Origin of the sequence: Streptomyces sp. NPDC086787 (assembly GCF_044745865.1) — a bacterium.
GTDB lineage: Bacteria > Actinomycetota > Actinomycetes > Streptomycetales > Streptomycetaceae > Streptomyces.
In genome coordinates, this window is the sequence record NZ_JBIVBC010000008.1 from 256,356 (window position 1) to 275,653 (window position 19,298).

Genomic DNA, 19,298 nt, shown 5'->3' on the forward strand with positions numbered 1-19,298 from the left:
GACGCCGTGACCCACGTATGACCGACTGGTGCCCGCGAGGTCTCGGCCTCGCGGGCACCGTCCGTATGACCGGACGACCTGAGAAGACTCGGAGAACCATGCGCGTCCTCGTGACCGGCGGTGCCGGATTCATCGGCTCCGAATACGTGCGCCGCCGGCTGACCGCGGACTCCGCGGCACGGATCACCGTCCTCGACAAACTCACCTACTCGGGAGTCGAGGCCAATCTGGCGGCGGTGGCGGACCACCGCGGCTACACCTTCGTACCCGGCGACATCTGCGACCCGGACACCGTCGACCGGGTCATGGCCGGCCAGGACGTGGTGGTGCACTTCGCCGCCGAGTCGCACGTGGACCGGTCGATCGACGGCGCCGACCCGTTCGTGCACACCAACGTGCTGGGCACCCAGGTACTGCTCGACGCGGCGCACCGGCACGGCGTCGGCCGCTTCGTCCATGTCTCCACCGACGAGGTGTACGGCTCGATCGACGAGGGCTCCTGGACCGAGGGATGGCCGCTCGCGCCCAACTCCCCCTACGCCGCGTCGAAGGCGGCTGCCGACCTGCTGGCCCTCGCCTGCCACCGCACGCACGGCCTGGACGTCGTGGTGACCCGCTGCACCAACAACTACGGGCCCCACCAGTTCCCCGAGAAAGTCGTCCCGCTCTTCATCACGAGCCTGCTCGACGGGCGCGACGTCCCCCTGTACGGGGACGGCCGCAACAGCCGGGACTGGCTGCACGTCTCCGACCACTGCCGCGCCATCGATCTGGTCCTGCACGGCGGCCGGCCCGGCGAGGTCTACCACATCGGCGGCGGGACGGAGCTGACCAACCACAAGCTCACCGGCCTGCTGCTCGACGCGGTCGGCGCGGACTGGGACCGCGTCCAGCACGTGGCCGACCGCCCGGGACACGACCTGCGGTACTCGCTGGACGACAGCAAGATCCGCGAGGAACTCGGCTACGTGCCACGGGTGTCCTTCGCCGAGGGCCTGGCCGCCACGGTCGCCTGGTACCGGGCGAACCGCGACTGGTGGGAGCCGCTCAGGGCGCGGGCGGCGCTGCGATGACCACGAACTGGCTGGTGACCGGCGCGGGCGGACTCCTGGGCCGGGAGCTGCTGGCCGAACTCGCCGCCGATCCCGGCACGGTGGTGACCGCGGCGGGCCGGGACACGCTGGACATCACCGACCCGGTCGCCGTGCGCTCCGCCGTCGCCGGACACCGCGTGGTCGTCAACTGCGCCGCCTGGACCGACGTCGACGGCGCCGAACACTCCGAAGCGGCGGCAACGGCCGTGAACGGAACCGGGGTCCGGCACCTCGCCCGAGCCTGCGCGGACACCGGCGCGATCCTGCTGCACGTCTCCACCGACTACGTCTTCCCGGGCGACGCCGTCCAGCCGTACCCGGAGGACGCGCCGGCCCGGCCCCTCAACGCGTACGGGCGGAGCAAGCTGGCGGGGGAGCGGGCGGTCACCGAACTGCTGCCGCACTCCGGCCATGTGGTGCGCACCGCTTGGCTCTACGGCGCCCATGGCCGCAACTTCGTCACCACCATGCTGGAACTCGCTTCCCGCCGTCCGGCCTTGGAGGTGGTCGCCGACCAGCACGGACAACCGACCTGGGCACGCGCGCTCGCCCGGCAGTTGGCCGTGCTCGGCCGGGCCGCGTCGGCCGGGCGGGCACCGGCCGGTGTGTACCACGGCACGGCGTCCGGCCGTACCACGTGGCACGGGCTGGCGCGGGAGACCTTCCGGCTCGCCGGTCTCGACCCCGAACGGATCCGCCCGGTCGGCTCCGACCGGTTCCCGCGTCCGGCCGCCCGCCCGGGGTTCGGGGTGCTCGGCCACGACAACTGGCGGCGGGCCGCACTCGCCCCGCTCCCGCCGTGGGAGGACCAGCTGGCGGAGGCGTTCGCGACGCCCGCCTTCACGGCCCTGGCCGAAGCGGCACGCGCGAGCGTCTGCCCGGCATAGCGAGGGCGCCCGGTGGACCTGACGGCCTGCCGGGCGCCCTCGTCATGGGACCGGAACGGGCTCAGACGAGCAGCTTCCCGCCGCAGCGCGCGGCGCCCTTCTTCATCGCGATGAGGTTCGCCACCACATACGAGATGTCGTTCTTGGAGTGCCAGTCGGTCGGGTAGTACGTGACCAGTCGCGACGACTGGAAACGGGCCTCGATCTCGGGGACGTAGGAACGGTAGTTGTCGTCCGTGTAGTACCAGAACGAGTTCTCGTTGTAGTAGGCGCTGTGCGACGGGTCCTGGTGCGCGCCGCGGCCGTCGGAGCTGGGGGTCATGGTCAGCAGCATGCCGCCGGGCGCCAGCAGCCGGTACAGCTCGTTGATCAGCGGCACCTTGTCCGGCACGTACTCCAGGAAGTCCACCGCGCGCACCAGGCCCACGGAGTCGTCCGGCAGGTCCAGCCGCTCGGGCAGGGCCGCGACGATGTCGACGCCGTCTCCCGGGCGGCGGTCCACGCCCACGTAGCCGGGCGGCTTGCGGACGGCCGCGCCGAGGTCCAGCGCGACCAGCCCGCGCCGCATCGTCCAGGCGAGCGCGTTCGCCTCGATGTACCGGTCGTACATGGCGACCGTCTCGCGCTGGATGTGCGCGTTGATCTCCGGGTCGCGCTGGGTGTTCGCGTCGTGCACCCGCTGGAGGTACAGACACCGGTTGATGTGGTGGAAGTCGCCGACGTGGAACAGCCGGCACATCAGGTCCTGGTCGTCGAGGACCGTGAGGTCGGGGTTGTAGCCGCCGGCCTTCTCGTAGCTCTTCCTGCGGAACGACCGCACGTGGTTGGGCGCGTACCAGATGTAGGCCACGTTGTGCGGTGTCGGTTCCAGGGAGACGACCTGGAGCAGTTTGCGGCCGTCGACGTCGACCTCCTGGTACTCCCAGCCGAACGACTCGTCGAAGCGGGTGTCGTCCCGGGAGCCGTCCTCCTGGATCTGCGCGGTGTTGCTGTACACGAAGACGACGTCGGGGTGCGCGTCGAACGCCTTGCCGAGTTCGGCGAGGCAGTCCTTCGCCAGCAGGTCGTCGTGGTCGAGTTCCACGAGGATCTCGCCGCGGGCGAGTTCGCAGGCCCTGCGCTTCGCCGCGCCCACACCGTCGAGGTTGTCCGCGATCTCCACGCGTACCCGTTCGTCGGGCTGCTCCGGGCGCCAGCGGGCGCCGTTGTTGAGCAGGACGATCCACTCCCAGTCCGAACACGTCTGAGCCTGAAGGGTCGCCAGGCACTCGTCGAGGAAACGGGGCTGGTGGCTGGGGGTGAAGACGGAGAACCTCGGGGTCGCCGTCGGCTTCATTCGCTACTCCCTGCTTGGCTCGAATTCGGTTCGGGGCTGACAGAGTCCCGGAATTCCACGGGGACTTCGGAAAGCAGTGAGGGGTCGGACGCGACAGCGCGCCGGAATTCCTCCCGGGCGTCGTCGGAACGGTCCTTGTCCGCAAGGATCAGGCCGAGTTGCAGATGCGCGGTGGGCGCCTCGGGCTGGGCGGTGATGGCGCGTCTGAGCAGTTCCGCGGCGTGGTCGGGTTCGCTCTTCTTCAGTAGGATCGCCTCGTTGAAGAGTGCCGACGCGTAGTCCGGGTCGATCTTCAGGGCCTTCTCGTAGGCCGTGCGGGCCTCGGCCGTACTGCCCTTCTGCTGGGCGAGGACTCCCAGGTTGTACCAGGCCAGCTTGTTCTCGGGGTCGAGGCGCAGCAGCCGCTGGTAGGTGCTGACCGCTCCCTGCGGGTCCTGGTACTTCTGCTGGAGCAGGGCGGTCTGGAGAAGGAGGTTGGTTTCCCGTTCGTCCGGGACCGCCGCCTCGGAGTCCGTTCCGGAATGCGCCTGCACCGCCCAGATGGTGACGCCGGCCGCGATCGCGGCCGCACCGGAAAGCCCCACCCACCATCGCCTACGTTTCACTTTGTCACATCTCGTAGAAGTCCGAACCGCCGTCTTTTGCACAGACGTTACGAGTCCGGCGTCACGACACAGCGATTCGGCAGGCAATGGGATGCGCAGTCCACCCGAATGCAGGCACCGACCCGAATTCGGTCGCCAAAGTGATCGGATGGAAAGGGAGTTGCCCCGCCCGGCGGAATGCGGGGGTTCGTGGCACCCGGTCCGCGCGTCGCTGTGGGTGCGCGCGGACCGGGGCCGTCGGAGGGACCCCGGGGTGGGGTCGGGGGTGAGGTCAGGGGGTGGTGCTGAGGTGCCTCGGGTCGGCCAGGGCGGTGCTGTGGGCGTCCATGCGTTCGGCCGTGAGGATCGCCACCGAGGTGTCGGCGCGGGAGGCCGCGACGACGAGGGCGCGGCCGGCGAGGGTGTGGGCCCGCTCGTGCAGGGAGGTCACCCGGTCGTCGGTCCCGGTGTCGGCCGCGCGGGGCGGTGTCCGTCCGTCGCGCAGCCGGGCCACCTGCTCGGCGAGCCGTTCGGCCGCCGTGTCCAGGTCGGCCGACGGGGTGAGCGCCCGCAGCTCGTCGGTGACGGCGAGCAGTGCCGCGAGGTGCCCCACGAGCTGGATGTCCAGCTCCTCCTCGCGCGACCGGTGGGGGAAGTCGGCGAGCTCGGCCATCGGACTGTGGACCGATTTGGTGCGGATCGGCTCGTACATGGGATGGCCTCCTGTCCTCAGACAGGCCTGTGCCCTGTCAGGAAGCCATCCTAGCTTGGATTTCGTCTAAAGTTGAGTCGGGTCACGGACCGCGGTCCGCTGGTCACGGCTGGCTGTATCCGTCCAGGAAGGTGCCGATTCGGGTCACCGCGTCCCGGAGGTCCCCGATCGCCGGCAGGGTCACCACGCGGAAGTGATCGGGTTCCGGCCAGTTGAAGCCGGTGCCCTGGACGACCATGATCTTCTCCTGCCGGAGCAGGTCGAGGACCATCTGCCGGTCGTCCTTGATCTTGAAGACCTGCGGGTCGAGGCGCGGGAAGAGATACAGCGCGCCCTTCGGCCGCACGCAACTCACCCCGGGGATCTGGGTCAGCAGCTCGTAGGCCGTGTCCATCTGCTCCTTCAGCCGGCCGCCCGGCAGTACCAGGTCGTTGATCGTCTGGCGGCCGCTGAGCGCGGCGACGACTCCGTGCTGGCCCGGCATGTTCGCGCACAGCCGCATGTTCGCCAGGATCGTCAGGCCCTCGATGTAGGAGTCGGCGTGCGCGCGCGGGCCCGACACCGACATCCAGCCGACCCGGTAGCCGGCCACCCGGTACGCCTTCGACATGCCGTTGAAGGTCAGGGTCAGCAGGTCGGGGGCGACGGCCGCGGTCGGTGTGTGCGTCGCGTCGTCGTAGAGGATCTTGTCGTAGATCTCGTCCGAGCAGACCAGCAGGTTGTGCCGGCGGGCGATGTCGGTGAGCCCCTTGAGCATGGCCTCGTCGTACACCGCACCCGTCGGGTTGTTCGGGTTGATGATGACGATCGCCTTGGTGCGGTCGGTGACCTTGCGCTCGATGTCGGCGAGGTCGGGCATCCAGTCGGACTGCTCGTCGCAGCGGTAGTGCACCGCCGTGCCGCCGGAGAGAGAGACGGCCGCCGTCCACAGGGGGTAGTCGGGCGCCGGTACGAGGACCTCGTCGCCGTCGTCCAGCAGGCCCTGCATCGCCATCACGATCAGCTCGGAGACGCCGTTGCCGATGAAGACGTGCTCGACGTCCGTCTCGATGCCGATGGTCTGGTTGTGCATGACGACCGCGCGGCGGGCGGCCAGCAGGCCCTTGGCGTCGCCGTAACCGTGTGCGGTGGAGACGTTGCGGAGGATGTCCTCCAGGATCTCCGGCGGGCACTCGAAACCGAAGGCCGCCGGGTTGCCGGTGTTCAGCTTGAGGATGCGGTGGCCTGCCGCTTCCAGCCGCATCGCCTCCTCAAGAACCGGCCCCCGGATCTCGTAACAGACATTGGCGAGCTTGGTCGACTGGATCACCTGCATGTGCGTGAGCTTACGGCCCGGTAACGCCCCATGGGTCGTGTTTTCCGCCACGTGGGACGGCGCGTTTTGCGCCGATGTCCGTCGGTGGCCGAATCCGCCCCTCTCCCGGGTGAGTTGAGTTGACGGTCCGCGCCTCGGGGTACATGTACGGCTTCTTGTCCCCACCCCCCGGGCCCCTTCAGAATGTGCATGACAAGAAGCGGCCGGAAGATCTCCGGTCGCTCACGTCTGCAGAGGGGACCCCACATGAACAAGCCTCTCCTTGTCCCGCTGGCCGCCCTGGTGATCACCGCGGCCGGCATGGCACCCGCGGTGGCCGTACCCCAGACGGCCAAGGCACCGGCGGTGACCGTCACCTACGCCGGCACCGTCTCGCTCAGCAACTGTTCCGGCTCGGTCATCCGCTTCGCAGGCTCCGTGGACACCGACCCGGCGCTCGTGATGACCAACGGTCACTGCCTGGAGACCGGCTTCCCGGACCCCGGCGAGGTCATCACCAACCAGTCCTCCAGCCGCACCTTCGGCCTGCTGAACTCCTCGGGCTCCAGGATCGCCACGCTCCGCGCCAACCGGGTCGTCTACTCGACCATGACGGACACGGACGTCACGATCTACCGCACCACCACGACCTACGCGTCGATCAAGAACTCGTACGGCATCAACGCGCTCACCGTGAGCGCGTCGCACCCGGCCGCCGGCACCGCCATCAAGGTCGTCTCCGGCTACTGGAAGCGGACCTACAGCTGCAACGTCGACGGGTTCGTCTACCGGCTCAAGGAGGGTGACTGGACCTGGAAGGACTCGGTCCGCTACACCTCCGCCTGCAACACCATCGGCGGCACCTCGGGCTCCCCGGTGATCGACACCGCCACCGGCCAGGTGGTCGCCGTCAACAACACGGGCAACGAGGACGGCGCGCGCTGCACCGTGAACAACCCGTGCGAGGTCGCCGAGAACGGCACGGTCACCGTCCGCAAGGGCATCAACTACGCCGAGGAGACCTACAACATCCCGGCCTGCTTCACCACCGGCAACGTGCTCAACCTCAACGCGGCCGGCTGCACCCTGCCCAAGCCGTAACCCGCTCCGGCACGCGACCCGGCGCACACAGCCGGGCCGCGTGCCCCTGGGCGCGGCCAGAAGTGCAGCCAGAAGTACGGCCAGGAGTACAACGAGGAGTACGGCCAGGAGTACGGCTAGAAGAACGTACGGATGTACTCCACGACCGTCCCGTCCGCCTCCGCCACCGGGATCAGCGGCCACTTGTCGAACGACGTGCACGGGTGGGACAGACCCAGGCCGACCCAGTCGCCCACCTCCAGATCCGCCTCCGGTCCGGTGCGCAGCCAGGCGTGCTGGTCGGACAGCGCGGTCACCGTGATGTCCGTGGCCGGACGCTCCGCCCCGTCCCGGCGCACCACCACGGCGACCGGGAGGCCGAGGTCGTGCCCCGCGTCGCGCTTGCCCGCGTTGACGAAGGCCTCCTCGCCGGACGGGCGGGAGACGACCTGCGCCCACAGTCGGAAAGCCGGCTCCAGGGCGCCCTGGCCGGCGACCCGGTTGAACGGGGTGAGCTTGCCGTAGTGCCCGTCGTCGTGTGTGACGTACGCGCCCGAGCGCAGCAGCTTCAGCACCGGCAGGGAGAGTCCGGGCAACTCCGCGAAGACCTCGGCGACCACGTCGAACCAGGCGCTGCCGCCCGCGCTCACCACGATCTCCCCGGCGTCCGCGAAGTGTCCCGCGCGGTCGAGGGCGACGGCCAGGCCGGTCAGCCGGCGCAGCCACCCCCGCACCCGGTCCGGATCGGCTCCGGGCACCTCCGCCTCGTAGCCCGCCACGCCGACCAGCCGCAGCGTCGGTACGGCGGTCACCGCCTCCGCGACCGCCAGGCACTGCGCCTCGGTGCGTGCCCCGGTGCGCGCGTCCTCGCCCGCGGCCAGCTCCACGACCACGTCCAGCGGGCGGTCGGCACCACGCAGCGCCGCGTCCATCAGCTCCACCGCGCGCACCGAGTCGACGTAGCAGACGAAGCGGAAGGCGGGGTCGGCGGCGAGTTGCGCGGCGATCCAGCGCAGTGCCGCGGCGTCCACCAGCTCGTTGGCGAGGAAGACGCGCTCGGTCCCGAACGCCCGTGCCACCCGCACCTGGTGCGGCATGGCGAGCGTGATGCCCCACGCCCCGTGCTCCAGCTGGCGGTGGAAGAGCCGCGGGGCCATCGTGGTCTTGCCGTGCGGGGCGAAGGCGAGGCCGTGGCGGGCGGCGTAGGCCTCCATGACCGTCAGATTGTGCTCCAGGCGTTCGGCGGACAGGGCCAGTACAGGGGTGGGGAATCCACCGGTGAAGAGGTTGCGGCGCTGAGCCGCCAGCTCGCCGACGGTCAGCCCGTCGGCATCCGGCGGCAGGCCCTTGAAACGGTGGTCGACACGCTCGCCGGCCAGACCGGCGATCGCCTCCTTGTCCATGAATCCTCCTGAGCTGCCGCGTTTGGTGCATTTGGTGCCCGGCGGACGTTAGCGACCGGGCCGAACCAGGGTCAAGGGTGGGTTGGCTGGTTACGGGAGGCGTCCGTCGTCCATACTGCGGCCGTGGAGCAGCGCATAGGATCGAGCAGCAAGCCCCTGGAGGGCGCCGGATTCGACCCGGCCTTCGTCCCCGGGCTCACCGCCCCCGCATCCGCCGAGCCGGCCGACGCCAAGCCGGCCGACGCCGTGCCGGTCGGCGCGGAGCCGGAAGCGGCCGGGAGAGCGGTGACCGAGGACGCGGCCGTGACGGAGGCGGCGGAGGTGGCCCGGACGGAGGAAGCGGCCGGGACGGAAGAAGCGGCAGCGGAGGAGTCCGCGGAGGAGGCCACGGGAGGGCCGGTCTTCGAGGCCGCCGACCGTCGTGCCCGGATAGTGGCCGACCGCAAGGGCGTACGGCTGAACCTCGACGAGGAGTCCTGCGAGTTCCGCTGGGACGAGATCGGCGCGGTCCAGACGGAGGCGTCCCGCTTCGGCAAGCGGTTCACCGTCACGGTGCACACTCCTGACCGCCGCTGGTACCCGATCGAGATCGAGGCGACGGCCAGGAGTCGTTTCCAGGAGTGGGAAGAGCAGTTGGACGCGGTGCTCGACGCCTACTTCGAGGACTGAGCCCCAGCGGCTAGGCGCAGTACTGGCCTTCCTTCCCGATCACGCGGTACACGCAGTCGGCGGTCTCCAGCAGCTGGAACACCGCGTCCCGGTTTCGTGAGGTCTCCCGCTCGATCACCTCGTCGGGCGGGTAGAACCCTCCTCCGAAGACCGACTTCGGGTACATCTCGAAGGTGTAGTCGAAGATCTTGTGCGTGCCCCAGAGGTAGTCGTCGATCGACCCGTCGGTGATGTAGAGGTCGCTCGACTGCTCCGGGGTGTACCCGTTGCTGGCGGCCATCTTCTGCCCGAGTGCCTTGTACGCGGCGGCGTCGTCGGCGGTCATCCCGGTGGCCGTGTCGGAGTAGGTGTAGCCGAAGGGCCACAGCACCAGTTCGCTGTAGGTGTGGAAGTCGATGCCCGCCCTGATCTGCTGCTTGCCGCCGACGACCCGGCCGCGCACGAAGTCGGCGACGACCTTCACCTCGGGGGCCGACTCGGCGGCGGAACCCCGGTAGGTCTCGGACGACTTGGTGCCGGAGGAGCCGCCGCAGCAGCCCCACTTGTAGTTCCAGTTCCGGTTGAGGTCCGTACCGACGGCCGAGGAACCGCTGTTGGGCTGCCGGTTCTTGCGCCACGAGCGGTACGACCCGGTGGCGATGTCGTACTCGCCGCCGTCCGGGTTCAGGTCCGGCACGATCCAGATCTCCCGGCTGTTCACGATGTTCGTCACCCGGGAGTCGGTGGTGTAGCCGGCGCCCAGCTCCCGCAGCAGGTACAGCGCCATCTCCACGGTCAGGTGCTCGCGCGCGTGCTGGTGGAAGGTGAGGAGCACCTCGGGTTCGTTCTCGTCGGAGGCGACGTTGTCGCTGACCTTGATCGCGACGATGTCCCGGCCCTGGTACGACTTGCCGATCACCCGCTTGCTCATGATGCCCGGGTAGGCGGCGAGCCGCTGGTCGATCTCCGCGTTCATTTCCGCGTAGTTGTGGTACTTCGAGTCGGCCGACGGGAAGTCGAACAGCCGTGTGCCGTCGGCGGCGGAGGACCGGTCGGGTGCGGCGCCCAGCGGGGTGACGTCGTAGCCGAGCCTCTTGAGCTGCTTGACCTGGTCCGCGCGTCCGGAGACGACCACGCTCTCCTCGTCGGCCTCGTCCACGGTGACGCCGGTCTGCTGGATGGCCGTACGGGTCACCCGGGTCGTGCCCTGGTGGATCTCGTACTGCTGGATGTCGTCGGCGGAGGGGGCCGCGCCACGGGCGCTGTCGGCGCTGGCGTGCGTGGCCGTGGCCGACAGGGGTGCCGCGAGTGCGAGGGCCAGCAGGGTGCCGAGCGCGGCTGTCCGTCTGCTGCCGCGGATGCCTGAGCCGCGCGTGCGAAGTCGCATGAGTTCTCCTTGGGTCTCCAGGAGGTCCGGGGTTGCCGGAGTGGGGAGTGGAGCGGAGCTGGGGGTACTTCAGTGCGACGGTGCGGGGTGCGGATGCTGTGCGCTAGCCGGGTGTGGTCCGTACGTGGGCCTTTTGTAGGCCGTATGTGGGCTGTGCGGGTGGCGCTCATGGTGCAGCTTTGGCATGAGCGGGTCAAGAGCGGACAAAGGTCGCCCCGCGCGAATCGGCCGTGCCGGGCGCGGGAGGCGAAGGGCTCCCGTCGCCCTTCTGTGCCGTCCGGGACGGGCCGGCCACCTGACTCTTGTTCAACCTGTCCCGGTTTGCAGGGACTTGCGAGCACGCGGATCCCGGTCGGCTACGCAAAGCTGTTCTCCGGTCACAGGGGCGTGAGTACAGTGCTCGGGTAGTCACGCAGTGACGTCGTCCCGGGGCGCTGGAACAACACCGGTGGACCGGCGGGTGGGAAGAGCGGGGAGCTGCGCGTGCCAACTGCCATTGCCGTGACCAGCGCCGACATGGAGCTGCCGGCGCAGGACGAGCGGACCGTGCCCGCCACCGTGCTGCGGGACCTCGACAAACGGCCGCTGGGCGACGCGCTGGCCCAGCTCCAGGCGCTCGTCGAGCAGCACGGGCATGTGATCGTCGTCAGCTCCGCCGCCGCGCCCGCGGGGGTCACCCAGCGGCTGCACACCCTCCGCTCGCTCATGGAGAGCGACCGGATCGCCCTGTTCCGACCCGAGTTGCCGCCACTCGGCATCGCGGTCCTCGCCCGCCAGCTCCGCCAGCTCGCGTCCTGCGACCTCGGCCCCGGCGTCCTCGCCTCCGCCGGACGGCTGCTCACCCACTACATCCACGCCGGTGCGGTCCTCGGCTCCGTGGCCCGGCTGGACCGCGTACCCGTCGGACTCAAGGCGCACGCCAAGTCCTGGGTGCCGGGCAGTCAGTTCGCCGTCGTCGCCCACCCCGAGCCGCGGCTCGTCCGGGTCGGCCCCGACACCACCCTGGCCGGGCCCGAGTTCGGCACCTGGATGCTGCTCGCCAAGGGCCAGCTGCAGTCCGACTGGCCCGCCGGGCTCGCCTCCACCTGGGGCACGCACGGACTGCGCGAGGTCCCGCTGCCCGCCGAGTCGGCCCGCTGGTGGGGGACCGGGAAGGTCATCGAGTTCTGCGGCTACCTCGCCGATCCCTCCGTCCTCTACCAACTCGTCGCCTCCGTACGGCAGAGCAGCTGCCACTGGTGCGGCATCGACCTCATCGGCGACCGGTGCGTGTTCTGCTCCGCCACCCCGCCCGGCCGTGAACCGCCCGCACCACGCGCCCTGGAGCAACGCGCACCCGCCTGACCGGCCCCGCCCACCCCCTCGATCCCGCTCGACCGACTTACCACCAATGAGGTTGCACGGTTCATGAACTCCCGTCAGCGCCGCGGCGTGATACTCCTGACCCTGTCGGTCCTGTGCGCGCTCGGCGCGTTCGCCGGCGTGCTCTCCGTCATCGACGACGTGAAGTCCAAGGTCGGCCCCGAGGTCACCGCCTACCGGCTCAGCTCCGACGTGGCTCCCTACACGACGCTGAACACGCGGCAGTTCGAGAAGATCACGATGCCCAGGCGCTGGCTGTCGTCCACGGCCGTCACGAACCTCCGCGGGATCGAGGGCAAGATCGCCGTCACCACCCTGCGCAAGGGCTCCCTGCTCCAGACCGACATGATCGTCGACCAGCCCGCGCTCCAGGCGGGCCAGCAGGAGGTCGCCATCATGATCGACGCGGCCACCGGCGTGGCCGGCAAGATCACCCCCGGCTCCCTGGTCAACGTCTACGCCACCTTCGAGGGAAAGAAGGTGGGCGAACCCGACCAGTCGAAGATCATCGTCACCAACGCCCGGGTCCTCGCCGTCGGCAAGCTCACCTCCCTGGAACCGGACGACAAGAACCAGCAGCCCACCGACGCCGTCCCCATCACCTTCGCCCTGTCCACCATCGACGCCCAGCGCATCACCTACGCCGAGTCCTTCGCCCAGCGGGTCCGGCTGGCACTGGTCGCCCCCGGCGGCGCGACCACCGTCCCCGACAAGGACCGCACCTACGAACTCGCGACGGACAAGTGAGAGGCGGCCCGCATGCCCATCAGGATCCTCCCGGCCGGCGCCGACGCTGACGCGGTCCGCTCCCTCACCACCCTGCTCAGCCAGCTCCCGGACGCCGAACCGGTCCCCCCGGTCACCGACTCCACCCAACTGGTCGACACCCTCGCCCGCCTCGCCGCCGAGTCCGTCGACGAACTGCCCGAGGTCGTCGTCGTGCACGAGCGCATCGGCCCGGTCCCCGCGCTGGAACTGATCCGCGAGATCGCCCTGCGCTTCCCGGCCGTCGGCGTCATCCTCGTCACCACCGACGTCGGCCCCGGCCTGTTCGCCGCCGCCATGGACTCCGGCGCCCGCGGCCTGGTCGGCTACCCCCTCGGCTACGAGGAACTGGGCAACCGCGTCCAGGCCGTGGCGCAGTGGTCCACCGGCGTACGCCGACACCTCGGCCACGGCGCCGACGTACTGCCCGGCACCGGCGGCACGGTCGTCACGGTCAGCGGCGCCAAGGGAGGCGTCGGCACCACTCTCACGGCCGTACAACTCGCCCTGGCCGCACAGGCGTCCGGCCGTCCCACCGCCCTGGTCGACCTGGACCTCCAGACCGGCGACGTGGCCTCCTACCTCGACGTCCAGTTCCGCCGCTCGGTCGCCGACCTCGCCGCCATCACCGACATCTCCCCGCGCGTCCTCGCCGACGCCGTCTTCCGCCACGACACCGGGCTCGCCCTGCTGCTCGCCCCCGGCGAGGGCGAACGCGGCGAGGAGGTCACCGACCACGCCGCCCGCCAGATCGTCGGCGCCGTCCGCGCCCGCTACGAGGTCGTCGTCGTGGACTGCGGCGCCCAGCTCACCGGCGCGAGCGCCGCCGCCGTGGAGATGGCCGACACGGCCCTGCTGCTGACCACCCCCGACGTGGTCGCCGTACGGGCCGCCAAACGCACCGTCCGGATGTGGGACCGCCTCCAGATCCGCAAGGCCGAGGAGACGACCGTCGTCGTCAACCGCCACACCCGCGGTACGGAGATCCAGCCGCCGCTCATCCAGCGCGTCACCGGTACCGCGCTGGCCGGCACCGCCATCCCGGCGGCCTTCAAGGAACTCCAGGGCGCCGTGGACGCCGGACGCCTCCACGAACTCGACGGCAGGAGCACCGTGCGGCAGGCCCTGTGGGCGCTCGCGGGTGAACTCGGCCTGGCCCGCCCGGCCGAGGCCACGCACCGCGGCGAACGGGGCCACGGGGCGGTGGGATTCCGGCGGCGGAAGGAGGGAGGGGAGCGGGGATGAGACGACCGGGAGGGGACAAGGGACAGGTCAGCATCGAGTTGCTCGGAATGACCCCGGTGATCGTGTTGACGCTGGTGCTGATGTGGCAGGCCGTGCTCGTGGGCTACACCTTCACGCTCGCCGGGAACGCCGCCGACGAGGCCGTACGGGCCGGGACGGCCGTGCCGCGCGGAGAACGCGACGGCGCCTGCCGGGCCGCGGGGCTGAAGGACCTGCCCTCGGCGTGGAGCGGGGACGCCTCGGTGACCTGCGGCGGGACCGGCCGGGTGACCGCCGACGTCCGCCTCAAGGTCCCCGTCCTCTTCCCCGGCGCGATCGGCTTCCCGGTCACGGTGCACGGCCACGCCGGAGCCGTGGAGGAGGTGAAGCGCTGACATGTCCCGCCGCAGCGGGCGACGCGACTCCGGTCAGGTCGCCATCGAATACCTGGGCTTCATCCCGGTCCTGCTGCTCGTCGGCCTGGCCGGCATCCAGATCGGGGCCGTCGCCTACGCCGCCGAGCAGGCCGGAACCGCCGCCCGCGCGGGCGCGCGAGCCGCCTCGCTGGGAGAGAGCGCGCAGCAGGCGTGCGCGGACGCGGTCAGCGGAGGCATCGCAGTGCAGTGCGACGACTCACCAGGGGGCGACACCGTCACCGTCACCGCCACCGTCCGCATCCCCAAGATCCTCTGGGGCCTCGGCGACGCCCACCGGACCGCCACCATGCCGCTCGACCACTGACCGAGGACCAGGAACGAGGAGCCCCCACCCATGAGCCTGCGGGCACGTATCAACTCCCCCGAGGAGCACGGCAGCCGGGGCGAGGACGGCCAACTGGTCGCCGCCTACCGGGCCAAGCTCCTGGAGGAGATCGACCTCGCGGAGATGAGCTCGCTCGCCGCGGCCGAACGCCGGGCCAGGCTGGAACGGGTGCTCGGGCACATCATCAGCCGCGAGGGCCCGGTCCTGTCCACGGCCGAACGCGCCCAGCTGATCCGCCGGGTGGTCGACGAGGCCCTCGGCCTCGGCATCCTCGAACCGCTCCTGGAGGACGCCTCCATCACGGAGATCATGGTCAACGGCCCCGACGCGATCTTCGTGGAGCGAGCCGGCCGGGTCGAGCAGCTGCCGCTGCGCTTCGTCTCCCAGGAACAGCTGATGCAGACCATCGAACGCATCGTCTCGACCGTCAACCGCCGCGTGGACGAGTCCAATCCGATGGTCGACGCCCGCCTGCCCTCCGGCGAACGCGTCAACGTCATCATCCCGCCGCTGTCGCTCACCGGGCCCACGCTCACCATCCGGCGCTTCCCGCGCTCCTACACCCTCCCGGAACTCATCGAGTTCGGCTCCCTCGACCAGCACATGCTGTTTCTGCTCGCGGGCCTGGTCCAGGCGAAGTTCAACCTCATCGTCTCCGGAGCCACCGGCACCGGGAAGACGACCCTCCTCAACGCGCTGTCCGGGCTCATCCCGGCGCACGAGCGCATCATCACCATCGAGGACTCCGCCGAACTCCAGCTCCAGCAGACACACGTCGTCCGCCTGGAGTCCCGGCCGCCGAACGTGGAGGGCCAGGGCCAGGTCACCATCCGCGACCTGGTCCGCAACTCGCTGCGCATGCGGCCCGACCGGATCGTGGTCGGCGAGGTCCGCGGCGGCGAATCGCTCGACATGCTCCAGGCGATGTCCACCGGCCACGACGGCTCACTCGCCACCGTCCACGCCAACAGCGCCGAGGACGCCCTCACCCGGCTCCAGACCCTCGCCTCGATGTCCGACGTCGAGGTCCCCTTCGTCGCCCTGCACGACCAGATCAACAGCGCCGTCGACGTCCTCGTCCAGCTCACCCGGTTCGCCGACGGCGCCCGCCGCATCACCGAGATCGCCCTCCTCGACAGCCACGGCAGCGAGCCGTACCGGCTGGCGACGGTGGCCCGCTTCGACGCCCAGCCGATGACCCACGACGGCCGTGTGCACGGCGCCTTCCACCACTTCCCGCTCCCGCGCCGCACCGCCGACCGCCTCTACATGGCGAGCCAGCCCATCCCGCAGGCCTTCGGTGTCGCCCAGGGCACGCACCAGCTCGCCACCCGAGAAGCCAGGTAGGCCGCCCCATGGAACTGCACACCCTCGTCGCGCTCACCACCGGCGTCACCCTGCTGACCTGCGTCCTGGCCGTCGTCGGCATCCACATCTACGCCGCCGGCGGGGCACAGCGCGCCGCGCTCATCGACCGCCTGTCCTACACCGGTGAACTCCCTGACTCCGGCCGCCGACGCCGCTTCCGCACGCTCGACCGGCGGCTGCGCCGCACCACGCCCGGCCGGAAGCTGGAACTGCGGCTGGCGGCGACCGGTCTGGACGTCACCCCGGGCGAATTCCTCGTCGGCATGCTCGCGGCCGCCGCCGCCCTCTGGCTCGTCGGCGCGGCCGCCCTGGCCCCCTTCTTCGGCCCCATCGCCGGACTCTGCGGCATCTGGGCGGCACTGAGGTTCCTCGACTGGCAGCGCCAGCGCCGGATCGAACGCTTCATCGGCCAACTCCCCGAACTGGCCCGCATCCTGGCCAACGCCACCCAGGCCGGCCTCGCCCTGCGGACCGCGATCGGCATGGCGGCGGAGGAACTGGAGGCCCCGGCCGGCGAGGAACTCGCCAAGGTGGCCGACCAGTTGTCGGTCGGGCACTCACTGGACGACGCGCTCGGCGAACTCGCCGACCGGCTCCCCTCCCGCGAACTCGTCGTCCTGGTCACCACCCTCGTCCTGTCCAACAAGGCCGGCGGCCAGGTGGTCTCCGCCCTGCGCAACCTCACCGAGACGCTGGAGGAGCGCAAGGAGACCCGTCGCGAGATCCGCACCCAGCTCGCCCAGGTGACCATGACCTCGTACGCCGTACCCGTGCTCGGCATCGGCGCGTTGTTCCTCATGGACGGCGTCAAGGACGGCGCCCTGGCCCGCATGACCGGCTCACCGATCGGTCAGGCCTGCGTGATCATCGCGTTCGGGCTGTACGCGATCGGCTTCGTCCTCATCCGCCGGATGAGCCGGATCGACGTCTGAGGGGGCGGCAATGGGACGGGCAACAGAACTGACGACGGAACTCACGACGGAACTGGCAACGGAACCGGCAATGGGACTGTCGATGGGAGCGTCAACGGGAGCGGGCATCGGACTCCTGCTGGCCGCGGCCATGGCCCTGGCCGTCTGGGGAATCTTCGCCGGGATCCGCATGTACCGGGCGGACGTCAAACTGCCCGGCGACCTGGCGATCGCCCTGGAGGTGGGCGCCACCCGCACCGGCGCGGTGTACTCCCTGGTCGACCGTATGGGCATGCGCTACGCACCCCTGGTCCTGCGTCTGATGGGCCCGGCACGGGTGGCCGGATACCGCCGCCGCATCGACCTCGCGGGCAACCCCGGCGGTCTGACCATCGACCGTTACGCGGCCCGCCGCGCGGTGTACGGCGCCCTCGGCGGCGTCGGCTTCCTGGTGATGCTGATGCGCGGCAACTACCTCGTCGCGCTGATCCTGCTCGCCTTCGGCGCGTTCTGGACGGAGGTCGGCATCTGGTCGGCGATGCGCATCCGCAAGGACGTGATCGAGCGGACCCTGCCCGACTTCCTGGACGTCCTCGCGGTGGTGGTCAGCGCGGGCCTCGGCTTCCGCCAGGCCCTGGACCGCGTGGCGAACCGGTACGAGGGTCCCTGGGCCGACGAACTCCGCATCACCCTGCGCCAGATGGACCTCGGCATGAGCCGCCGCCAGGCCTTCGCCGAACTGCGCCGCCGCAACGACTCCGAGCAGGTGGCCATGTTCGTCACCGCCTTGCAGCAGGGCGAGGAACTCGGCGCCCCCATCGTCGACACCCTCGTCTCCCTGGCCAAGGACATGCGCCGCACGGACGCCCAGAACGCCCGCCGCAAGGCCGCCCGCGCGGTACCCAGAGCCACGCTGATGATCACCACGTTCATGGTTCCGGCAACCATGCTGCTGCTCGGCGCGGGCCTGCTCCTGGGCTCCGGCGTCGACTTCGGCTCGGTCACGGGGAAGTAGGCGGGACGGGTGACGGGCATGACGGTGGCGAACGGCCACACGGGGCACACGGGCCGGGAGTGGCTCGGCGCACGGGGGCGGCCGGGGGACGTGCGCGGCGAGGGCGGGGCGTCCGGGGTTGCGCGTGATGCGGGCGGGGCGTTGGGGGCCGCGCCCGGTGGGGGCGGGGTGTTCGAGGCCTTGCCCGGCGGCGCGGACGACCAACTGCCCGGGACTGAGAAGATCCAGATCCGTGCCCTCCAGGCGATGTGCCGTCAGGTCTTCGGCTTCCGGCTGGCCATGATCGCCCTGGCCGCCCCCGCAGCCCTCGTCAACGCCGCCCCCGGCCTGGGCGTCCGCCTGGTGGGCGCGGCCGTGGTCGTCACCTTCATGGCCTCCTACGTCCTGTTCCGCGACTGGGAGCGCTTCGGCCCCCTCCTGCTGCGCCACCCCACCCTCCTCGCGGCGGACACCCTCTTCGGCTCCCTGCTCCTCGTCTCGGCCGGCCCGGACACCACACTCGCCTACGTCAGTGTCTGCACACCGCTGCTCGCGGGCCTGGTCTACAGCTGGCGGGGCGCGGCCTGCTTCGCGTCGCTCCAGGCGCTGATCCTGCTCCTGGTCCACGCGACCCTGAAGGAGGCCCACCGGACGGAGCTCGCCGAGTCTCTGCTCCTGCCCGGCCTCTGTGTCATCGCCGGCGCGGTGGGCTCGACCCTGCGCAACCTGATGCTCCGCTTCGGCGCCGCCAGCCGGGCCCTGACCACGGTCCAGGCCCGGCTGGCGGTGACGGAGGCGGTCAGCGCGGAACGAGCCCGCCTGGCCCGGGAGATGCACGACTCGGTCGCGAAGACCCTGTACGGCGTCGCCCTCGCCGCCGACGGCCTGGCGGACTCGGCCGCCGCGGGCGCCCGTGTCGACCCCGCCCTGCTCAGGCAACAGGCGGAGCTGGTCGCCCGCTCGGCCCGCAGGGCGGCGGCCGAGACCCGGGAACTCCTCACCGACCTGCGCCGCGAACACGACCCGACCCACGGCATGGACCTGTCGGCCGAAATCGCGGCCCGTACGGCCGACTTCGCGGCCAGGACGGGCCTGTGGGCCGTCCACCGCCGCACCGGCGACCGTGTGCTGCCGCCCGTTCCGCCGGCGGTGGCCCGTCAGCTCCTCTCCGTCGTCTCGGAGGCCCTGGAGAACGCCCAACGCCACGCTTCGCCCGACCGGGTGGACGTGGAGGCGGGAGTCCACGGCGACGTGCTGCGCGTCCGCGTCCACGACGACGGCCGCGGTCTGCCGCCCGGCACCACCCTCGAACAACTGCGTCACTCGGGTCACTTCGGCCTGGTCGGCATGGCGGAGCGGGCGGCATCCGTGGGTGCCCGTTTCCACCTGGGCGCCGGTTCCCGGGGCGCGGGCACGGAGGTCCTGCTGGAACTCCCGCTGGCTGCGCTGACACCCCCCACCCAAGGCGTATGACAGGAGTCGTCCCG

19 protein-coding genes are annotated in these 19,298 nt (G+C 70.8%); 13 read left to right on the forward strand and 6 right to left on the reverse strand.

The annotated features are described in order from the left end of the window. Positions 1-98 precede the first annotated feature (98 nt). Together rfbB and rfbD are read left to right on the forward strand one after the other, a co-directional pair. Complete coding sequence (gene rfbB, locus ACIPK3_RS21240; RefSeq protein ID WP_402571785.1) at positions 99-1,073, forward strand: dTDP-glucose 4,6-dehydratase; 975 nt, start codon at positions 99-101, stop codon at positions 1,071-1,073. Further along, entirely contained in the window at positions 1,070-1,981 is a 912-nt protein-coding gene (rfbD, locus tag ACIPK3_RS21245) for a dTDP-4-dehydrorhamnose reductase (RefSeq protein WP_402571787.1), read from the forward strand. Before rfbB ends, rfbD begins: the two co-directional genes overlap by 4 nt. Positions 1,982-2,042: 61 nt before the next feature. On the opposite strand, the gene ACIPK3_RS21250 is transcribed toward rfbD, so the two are convergent. The 4 genes from ACIPK3_RS21250 to ACIPK3_RS21265 form a co-directional block, all read right to left on the reverse strand. Beyond that, positions 2,043-3,317 (reverse strand): glycosyltransferase, encoded by a 1,275-nt coding sequence (locus tag ACIPK3_RS21250; protein WP_402571788.1) that lies wholly within the window; start codon positions 3,315-3,317, stop codon positions 2,043-2,045. Beyond that, complete coding sequence (locus ACIPK3_RS21255) at positions 3,314-3,901, reverse strand: tetratricopeptide repeat protein (protein WP_402571790.1); 588 nt, start codon at positions 3,899-3,901, stop codon at positions 3,314-3,316. The genes ACIPK3_RS21250 and ACIPK3_RS21255 overlap by 4 nt, the downstream gene beginning before the upstream one ends. Positions 3,902-4,193: 292 nt before the next feature. Next, positions 4,194-4,613, reverse strand: a complete 420-nt coding sequence (locus ACIPK3_RS21260) for a hypothetical protein (RefSeq protein WP_402571792.1) — start codon at positions 4,611-4,613, stop codon at positions 4,194-4,196. Between the two features lie 103 nt (positions 4,614-4,716). Further along, positions 4,717-5,928 (reverse strand): pyridoxal phosphate-dependent aminotransferase, encoded by a 1,212-nt coding sequence (locus ACIPK3_RS21265; RefSeq protein WP_402571793.1) that lies wholly within the window; start codon positions 5,926-5,928, stop codon positions 4,717-4,719. A 246-nt stretch (positions 5,929-6,174) separates the two neighbouring features. On the opposite strand from ACIPK3_RS21265, the gene ACIPK3_RS21270 reads away from it, so the two are divergent. Beyond that, positions 6,175-7,008 (forward strand): serine protease, encoded by an 834-nt coding sequence (locus ACIPK3_RS21270; protein WP_402571795.1) that lies wholly within the window; start codon positions 6,175-6,177, stop codon positions 7,006-7,008. Positions 7,009-7,124: 116 nt separating this feature from the next. On the opposite strand, the gene ACIPK3_RS21275 is transcribed toward ACIPK3_RS21270, so the two are convergent. After that, on the reverse strand, positions 7,125-8,390 hold the full coding sequence (locus tag ACIPK3_RS21275; RefSeq protein ID WP_402571797.1) for an amino acid deaminase: 1,266 nt from the start codon (positions 8,388-8,390) through the stop codon (positions 7,125-7,127). Positions 8,391-8,513: 123 nt separating this feature from the next. Between ACIPK3_RS21275 and ACIPK3_RS21280 the strand changes: the two genes are divergently transcribed. Next, on the forward strand, positions 8,514-9,059 hold the full coding sequence (locus ACIPK3_RS21280; RefSeq protein ID WP_402571799.1) for a hypothetical protein: 546 nt from the start codon (positions 8,514-8,516) through the stop codon (positions 9,057-9,059). 10 nt (positions 9,060-9,069) lie between these two features. On the opposite strand, the gene ACIPK3_RS21285 is transcribed toward ACIPK3_RS21280, so the two are convergent. Beyond that, positions 9,070-10,425: a M14 family metallopeptidase gene (locus ACIPK3_RS21285; RefSeq protein WP_402571801.1), complete on the reverse strand. Its 1,356-nt coding sequence runs from the start codon at positions 10,423-10,425 to the stop codon at positions 9,070-9,072. A gap of 483 nt (positions 10,426-10,908) precedes the next feature. On the opposite strand from ACIPK3_RS21285, the gene ACIPK3_RS21290 reads away from it, so the two are divergent. The 9 genes from ACIPK3_RS21290 (at position 10,909) to ACIPK3_RS21330 (ending at position 19,284) form a co-directional block, all read left to right on the forward strand. Continuing rightward, entirely contained in the window at positions 10,909-11,769 is an 861-nt protein-coding gene (locus ACIPK3_RS21290) for a hypothetical protein (protein WP_402571803.1), read from the forward strand. Positions 11,770-11,832: 63 nt separating this feature from the next. Continuing rightward, positions 11,833-12,534, forward strand: coding sequence for a Flp pilus assembly protein CpaB (cpaB, locus tag ACIPK3_RS21295; protein WP_402571805.1), 702 nt, complete (start codon positions 11,833-11,835; stop codon positions 12,532-12,534). Between the two features lie 12 nt (positions 12,535-12,546). After that, positions 12,547-13,797 (forward strand): CpaE family protein, encoded by a 1,251-nt coding sequence (locus tag ACIPK3_RS21300; RefSeq protein WP_402571806.1) that lies wholly within the window; start codon positions 12,547-12,549, stop codon positions 13,795-13,797. After that, entirely contained in the window at positions 13,794-14,171 is a 378-nt protein-coding gene (locus tag ACIPK3_RS21305) for a pilus assembly protein (RefSeq protein ID WP_402571808.1), read from the forward strand. Before ACIPK3_RS21300 ends, ACIPK3_RS21305 begins: the two co-directional genes overlap by 4 nt. 1 nt (position 14,172) lies before the next feature. Beyond that, the gene (locus tag ACIPK3_RS21310; protein WP_402571810.1) at positions 14,173-14,517 is read left to right on the forward strand and encodes a TadE/TadG family type IV pilus assembly protein; all 345 of its coding nucleotides are present in this window, start codon (positions 14,173-14,175) and stop codon (positions 14,515-14,517) included. Positions 14,518-14,547: 30 nt separating this feature from the next. Continuing rightward, the gene (locus tag ACIPK3_RS21315; RefSeq protein ID WP_402571812.1) at positions 14,548-15,885 is read left to right on the forward strand and encodes a CpaF family protein; all 1,338 of its coding nucleotides are present in this window, start codon (positions 14,548-14,550) and stop codon (positions 15,883-15,885) included. Between the two features lie 8 nt (positions 15,886-15,893). Continuing rightward, the gene (locus ACIPK3_RS21320; protein WP_402571813.1) at positions 15,894-16,838 is read left to right on the forward strand and encodes a type II secretion system F family protein; all 945 of its coding nucleotides are present in this window, start codon (positions 15,894-15,896) and stop codon (positions 16,836-16,838) included. Positions 16,839-16,920: 82 nt separating this feature from the next. Then, positions 16,921-17,832, forward strand: coding sequence for a DUF5936 domain-containing protein (locus ACIPK3_RS21325; protein WP_402571814.1), 912 nt, complete (start codon positions 16,921-16,923; stop codon positions 17,830-17,832). A gap of 18 nt (positions 17,833-17,850) precedes the next feature. Continuing rightward, positions 17,851-19,284, forward strand: a complete 1,434-nt coding sequence (locus ACIPK3_RS21330) for a sensor histidine kinase (protein WP_402571816.1) — start codon at positions 17,851-17,853, stop codon at positions 19,282-19,284. Positions 19,285-19,298: the final 14 nt, after the last annotated feature.

Bases quoted from the DNA above. Each gene is read 5' to 3' on its own strand.
- cpaB (WP_402571805.1), top strand. From the start codon at position 11,833: ATGAACTCCCGTCAGCGCCGCGGCGTGATACTCCTGACCCTGTCGGTC.
- rfbB (WP_402571785.1), top strand. From the start codon at position 99: ATGCGCGTCCTCGTGACCGGCGGTGCCGGATTCATCGGCTCCGAATAC.
- ACIPK3_RS21250 (WP_402571788.1), bottom strand. From the start codon at position 3,317: ATGAAGCCGACGGCGACCCCGAGGTTCTCCGTCTTCACCCCCAGCCAC.
- rfbD (WP_402571787.1), top strand. From the start codon at position 1,070: ATGACCACGAACTGGCTGGTGACCGGCGCGGGCGGACTCCTGGGCCGG.
- ACIPK3_RS21305 (WP_402571808.1), top strand. From the start codon at position 13,794: ATGAGACGACCGGGAGGGGACAAGGGACAGGTCAGCATCGAGTTGCTC.
- ACIPK3_RS21285 (WP_402571801.1), bottom strand. From the start codon at position 10,425: ATGCGACTTCGCACGCGCGGCTCAGGCATCCGCGGCAGCAGACGGACA.
- ACIPK3_RS21315 (WP_402571812.1), top strand. From the start codon at position 14,548: ATGAGCCTGCGGGCACGTATCAACTCCCCCGAGGAGCACGGCAGCCGG.
- ACIPK3_RS21270 (WP_402571795.1), top strand. From the start codon at position 6,175: ATGAACAAGCCTCTCCTTGTCCCGCTGGCCGCCCTGGTGATCACCGCG.
- ACIPK3_RS21330 (WP_402571816.1), top strand. From the start codon at position 17,851: ATGACGGTGGCGAACGGCCACACGGGGCACACGGGCCGGGAGTGGCTC.
- ACIPK3_RS21310 (WP_402571810.1), top strand. From the start codon at position 14,173: ATGTCCCGCCGCAGCGGGCGACGCGACTCCGGTCAGGTCGCCATCGAA.
- ACIPK3_RS21325 (WP_402571814.1), top strand. From the start codon at position 16,921: ATGGGAGCGTCAACGGGAGCGGGCATCGGACTCCTGCTGGCCGCGGCC.
- ACIPK3_RS21300 (WP_402571806.1), top strand. From the start codon at position 12,547: ATGCCCATCAGGATCCTCCCGGCCGGCGCCGACGCTGACGCGGTCCGC.
- ACIPK3_RS21265 (WP_402571793.1), bottom strand. From the start codon at position 5,928: ATGCAGGTGATCCAGTCGACCAAGCTCGCCAATGTCTGTTACGAGATC.
- ACIPK3_RS21260 (WP_402571792.1), bottom strand. From the start codon at position 4,613: ATGTACGAGCCGATCCGCACCAAATCGGTCCACAGTCCGATGGCCGAG.
- ACIPK3_RS21320 (WP_402571813.1), top strand. From the start codon at position 15,894: ATGGAACTGCACACCCTCGTCGCGCTCACCACCGGCGTCACCCTGCTG.
- ACIPK3_RS21275 (WP_402571797.1), bottom strand. From the start codon at position 8,390: ATGGACAAGGAGGCGATCGCCGGTCTGGCCGGCGAGCGTGTCGACCAC.